The organism is Micromonospora sp. U56 (assembly GCF_018070095.1).
Lineage (GTDB): Bacteria > Actinomycetota > Actinomycetes > Mycobacteriales > Micromonosporaceae > Micromonospora > Micromonospora purpureochromogenes.
Map to the genome: position 1 here is coordinate 1 of NZ_JAGPYL010000217.1, position 4,519 is coordinate 4,519.

A 4,519-nucleotide genomic window follows, 5' to 3' on the forward strand; every position below is an offset into this window, starting at 1 on the left:
CCGCACCTCGGACCCGCCGGATCGGCGCGGTCGCCGCACTCCGGCACGGCCGTCCCGGGCGGGGGCCGACCGGTCTGCGGGTAGCGCGGCGGCCGGACCGGAAGCGCTACCCACGGGCGGGCCAGGCCCCGAGGCTGCCGCGACCGGGCAGGGCCGGCCGCGACGGCTACCAGGACAGGTACGCCTTGATGCTGGCCGGGACGCGGCCCGCCGCGTCGTCCACCGCGGCCCGCGCCTCCCCGGTCACCGGCACCACGGTGGTGTGCTTGGGCGGCAGGAGGATCAGGCCGCCGATCGGCACCACCCGCTCGGCCTGCTGCCGCTGGCCGGTCGCCGGATCGGCGGGCGGGGCGGTCCAGATGATGTACACCAGCCGGACGGTCATCTGCTCGCTGTCGTCGTTGCGTACCGACACGGCGGTGAACCGGCTGTTGCGGTCGAGCACGCGGCCGTCGTCGGCCACCGGGGTCACCACCGGCTGGACGTTCACGGCCGGGACGTCCACCGGCTCCGCGGTGCGCACCGAGACGGCCACGTCCTCGGCCGCCCGGGCTCCGGCACCGGTGAAGGTCAGCACGTCGCTGCTGGTGCCCGGCGGGACGACCAGCCGCCCCCGGTCGCTGCCGTAGACCGAGGCGACCCGCACACTGGGCAGCGTGCGCCCGGCGGCGTCCAGCGCGGTGAACTCCAGCGTCGGCGCGAGCACCCGGTTGCCCTCGTTGACGATCGTGAGCACCTGGTTCATGTACCCGTCCCCGGTGGTCGGGGCGAACTCGAAGCTCAGCGCGGCGGCGGGGCGGGGCCGGACGAGGAGGCCGCAGCCGGCGAGCAGCAACGGAGCGAGCAGCGCGGCGACGACTCGCGGGAAGAGCGGCGCGGCGCGGCGGGTGCGGGGTCGGGTCACGATCGTGGTGAGCGGCACCGGCGCATGGTACGGCGGGGCGCGGCGGGGCGGAGACCGCATCGGTACCGGCCGGTCGCACCGTTCGCCCGGACCGCCGCAAAAACCCCGCAGTGCGCCATTCTCGCCGATCAGGGGATCGCACCGTGCCCGTCACAACCGCTTGACCATCTGCACGGAGGTGACCTCGTAGCCCATCTGCTCGTAAAGGGCCCGGGCGCCGGAGTTGTGGCCGAACACGTTCAGCCCGATCGACACCACGCCGAGCTCGCGGCAGAGCTGCTCCGCGGCCCGCATCATCGCCCGGCCGTGGCCGCGCCGGCGCAGGTCGGCGCGTACCTCGAAGTCGTAGCCGAAGGCGTGCAGGCCGTCCGAGCGTGGCTCGAGGTGCAGCCAGAGCAGGCCGACCTCGTCGTCACCGGCGTAGGCGGTCCACAGCCGGTGGCCCTCGGTGCGCAGGCCGTCGGGGAGCAGCCGGGCGTAGTCCCGGCGCGCCTTCTCGCGCGCCTCGGCCGGCGGCAGCAGACCGCTGGCGGCGATGCCGTCGGCGTAGTCGACCTCCGCCCGCTCGCGGTAGCGCGCGTACTGCGCCTCGGTCATGGGTTCCAGCCGGATGGTCGTCACCACCGCACGATAGGGGCGCGGCGGCGCGGACCGGCACCCCGGGGGATGCCGCACGAAGAGCGGCGGAAACCGGGCGAGCGGTGCCGGGCCGGACGGTGGCGGCGCCGGGGCGGCCGGCCAGCGGCGCGGGTCACGCGGGAGGGGGTGGCGAACGGCCTGCGGGCTGGGCAGCATAGGTCCATGGACTACGAATACGCGCCGCTGCGGCTGCCGCCGAACGTCGACCGGTTGACCGCCGCGGCGCAGCTGGCGATCCAGGCGGAGTTCTCCGGTTGGGAGTTGGCCCGGGTGCGGCTGTTCCGGGACGGCACGCGGCAGGTCGTGCTGCGCCGTCGGCGGGTCAACCAGCCGCAGCCGGGTCTGTCCTACTGACGGCGGGCACGCCGCCCGGCGTACCCGGGTCGGCTGCCCACGTGCCCCGGGGCCGGACCGCACGGTCGGACCCCGGGGGCGTCGCGGCCCAGGGCCTAGTGGCCGTGCCCGGCGTGGTCGTGCTCGTCCTCGTCGAGGAACGGGTGCTCGTCGAGCCGCCCGACGAGACGGTCGTCGGCGGCCGGCTGGAACGGGCCCACCGGGTCGTCGTCGTCGAAGGACTCCAGGTCGACCGGGGTGCCCACCTCGCTGACCATCACCACGCCGTCGAGCGGTTCCAGCTCCGGCACGTCCAGCGCGCTCAGCGAGCCGTCCCCGCTCTGCAGCAGCTCCAGCACCGCCTCGCCGACCCCCTCGACGGGCGCCGGCTCGTCCTCCTCCGGGGTGCCCTCGCGGCGGGCCGCCTCGGCGACCCGGATCAGCGCGGACACGCTCGGCACCCGGTAGTCGCGGCGCTGCCGCACCGAGATCACCGCCGGGTGCGGGTCGCTGGCCTCGACACCCTCGGCGCCGCCGAACCGCTCGTCGGCCTCGTCGGGGTCGATCGACTCGACGTCCCACGGCGTGACCTCGCCGAACGCGTCGAGCAGCTGCTCGTCGTAGGCGTACGAGGCGTTGTTCAACGCCACGTACGCCTGCCAGACGCCGTCGTCGTCGATCCGGCCCTGGGCGGCGCGCACGGCCGTCAGGTGGGCCCGGGCGGCGTCGATCACGCGCTCCAGAGCAGCGTCCAGCTCACCGTGCTGGTCGGTCATGAGGGAGTCCCTTCGCGATGGGGAGGATGCGGTCCGGCGACGGACCCGGTCAGCAGGTGCGCAGGAACCGGTCGAGGACCCGCACGCCGAACTGTAGTCCGTCCACCGGTACCCGCTCGTCGATGCCGTGGAACAGGGCGGAGAAGTTGAGATCGGCCGGCAGTCGCAGCGGCGCGAACCCGAAGCAGCGGATGCCGAGCTGGGAGAACGCCTTGGCGTCGGTGCCGCCGGAGAGCATGTACGGCACCGGGCGGGCGCCCGGGTCCTCCGCGCGCAGCGCCGCCGACATCGCCTCGACCAGGTCACCGTCGAAGGTGGTCTCCAGGGCCGGCTGGCGCTGGATGTACTCGATGTCGATGTCCGGTCCGACCAGCTCGCGCAGCTGACGCTCCAGCATCTCCGACTGCCCGGGCAGGCTGCGGCAGTCGATGGTGGCGGTGGCCCGACCGGGGATGACGTTGTCCTTGTAGCCGGCGGCCAGTCGGGTCGGGTTGGCGGTACTGCGGATGGTCGCCCCGATGATGTTGGCGATCGGGCCGAGCTTGGCGATCGCCGCCTCCGGGTCGTCCGGGTCCAGCTCGACGCCGAGCACGTCGGAGACCTCCTCGAGGAAGGCCCGCACGGTCGGGGTGACGGTGACCGGGAAGCGGTGCCGCCCGACCCGGGCGACCGCCTCGGCGAGCGCGGTGACCGCGTTGTCGTCGTGGATGAACGAGCCGTGCCCGGGCCGGCCCTTGGCGTGCAGCCGCAGCCAGTCCAGCCCCTTCTCCGCCGTCTCGATCAGATAGAGCCGGGACGCGTCGTCGATGGCGTAGGAGAAGCCGCCGACCTCGCCGATCGCCTCGGTGCAGCCGTCGAAGAGCTCCCGGTGCCGCTGCACCAGGAAGTGCGCGCCGTAGTCGCTGCCCGCCTCCTCGTCGGCGGTGTAGGCCAGCACGATGTCGCGCGGCGGGCGCACGCCGGTGCGCTGCCAGTGCCGCACCACGGCCAGCACCATCGCGTCGAAGTCCTTCATGTCGATGGCGCCCCGGCCCCACAGGTAGCCGTCGCGGATCTCCCCGGAGAACGGGTGCACCGACCACTCGTCGGCGTCCGCGGGCACCACGTCCAGGTGGCCGTGCACCAGCAGGGCGTCCCGGCCCGGGTCGGTGCCGGGGATCCGGGCGACCAGGTTGGCCCGGCCGGGCGCCGACTCGTGGATCTGCGACTCGACGCCGACCTCGGCCAGCTTCTCCGCGACGTACTCCGCGGCGCGCCGCTCCCCCGCGCTGGTGGCGTTGTCACCGGTGTTGGTGGTGTCGATGCGCAGCAGGTCGCGGCAGAGTTCCACGACCTCGTCGGTGGGGTCGGGTCGGGCGGAGGCGGGGTCGCTCGTCATCGCCTCTTTCTACCAGTCGGGGCAGCTGTCGCGGCGGCCCGGCCGGCGCTCGCGCGCGGCGGGGTCCGCGCGGCCCTCCCGCGCCGTCCCCGTTTCACGATCTTGCGGTACGGGTACCGCGTCGGCGACCCCGCACCGCCCGTCGCGCCGGCCGTCCCCAGGCTCCGGCCGCCCGTCGAGGAGGGCCTCATGACCGTCCCGCTGCCGCCCCTGCCGCCCACCGCCGACGACGCCTACCGGCCCGGCGGGCGCAGCATGGCCGACATCGCCGACACCGAGCACCGGCAACTGCTCGGCCTGGCCGCCCAGGTGACCGACCAGCGGCTGAGCCCCGAGCGGCGCCGCGAGGTGGCCGAGGTGCTGACCGCGGCGATCTCACGGCACCTCTCCGCCGAGGAGCAGTACCTGCTGCCCGCCGCGCGGGCGGCGCTGCCCGGGAGCGCCGAGCGGGTCGACCGGGAACTGGCGGCCGACGCGGCGCTGCTGGCC

6 protein-coding genes are annotated in these 4,519 nt (G+C 74.8%); 2 read left to right on the plus strand and 4 right to left on the minus strand.

Translation table 11 applies throughout. The features are described from left to right. Positions 1-166 precede the first annotated feature (166 nt). Both KBX37_RS33350 and KBX37_RS33355 read right to left on the minus strand, forming a co-directional pair. Positions 167-922, minus strand: coding sequence for a hypothetical protein (locus KBX37_RS33350; protein WP_210779805.1), 756 nt, complete (start codon positions 920-922; stop codon positions 167-169). A 132-nt stretch (positions 923-1,054) separates the two neighbouring features. Further along, positions 1,055-1,525, minus strand: a complete 471-nt coding sequence (locus tag KBX37_RS33355; protein ID WP_210779806.1) for a GNAT family N-acetyltransferase — start codon at positions 1,523-1,525, stop codon at positions 1,055-1,057. Between the two features lie 180 nt (positions 1,526-1,705). Here KBX37_RS33355 and KBX37_RS33360 point away from each other — a divergent pair, with 180 nt between their 5' ends. Then, on the plus strand, positions 1,706-1,897 hold the full coding sequence (locus KBX37_RS33360) for a DUF5703 family protein (protein ID WP_053655860.1): 192 nt from the start codon (positions 1,706-1,708) through the stop codon (positions 1,895-1,897). Positions 1,898-1,992: 95 nt separating this feature from the next. Here the strand turns inward: KBX37_RS33360 and KBX37_RS33365 are convergent, their stop codons facing one another. Continuing rightward, complete coding sequence (locus tag KBX37_RS33365; protein ID WP_210779807.1) at positions 1,993-2,652, minus strand: hypothetical protein; 660 nt, start codon at positions 2,650-2,652, stop codon at positions 1,993-1,995. 49 nt (positions 2,653-2,701) lie between these two features. Further along, positions 2,702-4,030 carry a M20/M25/M40 family metallo-hydrolase gene (locus tag KBX37_RS33370; protein WP_210779808.1) on the minus strand — a complete coding sequence of 443 codons (1,329 nt, stop codon included), beginning with the start codon at positions 4,028-4,030 and terminating at the stop codon, positions 2,702-2,704. A 189-nt stretch (positions 4,031-4,219) separates the two neighbouring features. Here KBX37_RS33370 and KBX37_RS33375 point away from each other — a divergent pair. Continuing rightward, the coding region (locus tag KBX37_RS33375) for a hemerythrin domain-containing protein (protein ID WP_210779809.1) at positions 4,220-4,519 on the plus strand (300 nt) is incomplete at its 3' end.

Bases quoted from the DNA above. Each gene is read 5' to 3' on its own strand.
- KBX37_RS33365 (WP_210779807.1), bottom strand. From the start codon at position 2,652: ATGACCGACCAGCACGGTGAGCTGGACGCTGCTCTGGAGCGCGTGATC.
- KBX37_RS33370 (WP_210779808.1), bottom strand. From the start codon at position 4,030: ATGACGAGCGACCCCGCCTCCGCCCGACCCGACCCCACCGACGAGGTC.
- KBX37_RS33360 (WP_053655860.1), top strand. From the start codon at position 1,706: ATGGACTACGAATACGCGCCGCTGCGGCTGCCGCCGAACGTCGACCGG.